This is a genomic window from Pseudomonas edaphica (assembly GCF_005863185.1).
Classification (GTDB): Bacteria; Pseudomonadota; Gammaproteobacteria; order Pseudomonadales; family Pseudomonadaceae; genus Aquipseudomonas; species Aquipseudomonas edaphica.
This window is the reverse complement of sequence record NZ_VBVZ01001036.1, coordinates 1-1,018: the sequence shown is the minus strand read 5'-3', so window position 1 is coordinate 1,018 and position 1,018 is coordinate 1. Positions and strand designations below refer to the sequence as shown.

Genomic DNA, 1,018 nt, shown 5'->3' with positions numbered 1-1,018 from the left:
ATCCAGTACAGCACCGGGTTGTAGGTTTTCGACCAGAGCTGTGTCAGCAGCGTGACGAGAAACACGCTGATCAGGATCATCGAGCTGATGGCGTAGCCGACGTTAAGGGTCATCGAGAGCAAATCCCCGGCGGTTTCGCCCAGGGTCGTTGCGCAGATTTTCATGACCCAGAACGCCAGGGTGATCTGAGGAAGTTTGTTCATGTGCGAGAAGGCTCCGAAGCTCAGTCTTTCAATCAGCCGACTTAAAGGGGTGCCGACCTGGCGCGCAGACTGAACGCAGGGCTGTGAAAAATAGGTGGGCAATCAATGAAAATTCCATACGCGCGATGGAAATTCATCGCTCTGGATTGCACTATGACGGCCTCCTCCAACGCGCAGCAGGAACCCTGGCCCATGTCCGACGATATCCATTTCTACGAACCCGCCAACGGCCACGGCCTGCCCCATGATCCGTTCAATGCCATAGTCGGCCCACGGCCGATTGGCTGGATCTCGTCACACGATGGCGAAGGCCGCCTGAACCTGGCGCCCTACAGTTTCTTCAACGCGTTCAACTACATCCCGCCGATCATTGGGTTTTCCAGTGTCGGGCGCAAAGACAGCTTGAACAACATCGAACAGACCGGCGAGTTCGTGTGGAACCTGGCCACCCGCCCGCTGGCCGAGCAGATGAACCAGAGTTGCGCGGCCGTATCGCCGGACGTGAATGAATTCGAGTTATCCGGCCTGACGCCGGTGGCCTCGAAAATCGTCGCGGTGCCACGGGTGGGCGAAAGCCCGGTGTCGTTTGAATGCAAGGTGACGCAGATCATTCAACTGCAGCGTGCCGACAAGGGGTTGGTGCCTAGCTGGCTGGTGCTCGGTGAGGTGGTTGCCGTGCACATTGCCAAGTGGCTGCTCAAGGATGGGGTTTACGACACGGCGGCCGCTGAGCCGATTTTGCGCGGCGGTGGCCCGGCGGATTATTTCCAGTTGGGACCGGAGGCGTTGTTCAAGATGTATCGCCCGCGCTGACC

1 protein-coding gene and 1 pseudogene are annotated in these 1,018 nt (G+C 58.5%); one reads left to right on the top strand and one right to left on the bottom strand.

Annotation, left to right across the window (positions count from 1 at the left end):
• Positions 1–203: pseudogene (locus FEM54_RS33065) on the bottom strand (hypothetical protein); the annotation flags it as partial.
• A 192-nt stretch (positions 204–395) separates the two neighbouring features.
• Here FEM54_RS33065 and FEM54_RS33060 point away from each other — a divergent pair.
• Positions 396–1,016 (top strand): flavin reductase family protein, encoded by a 621-nt coding sequence (locus tag FEM54_RS33060; RefSeq protein WP_099549418.1) that lies wholly within the window; start codon positions 396–398, stop codon positions 1,014–1,016.
• Positions 1,017–1,018 lie beyond the last annotated feature (2 nt).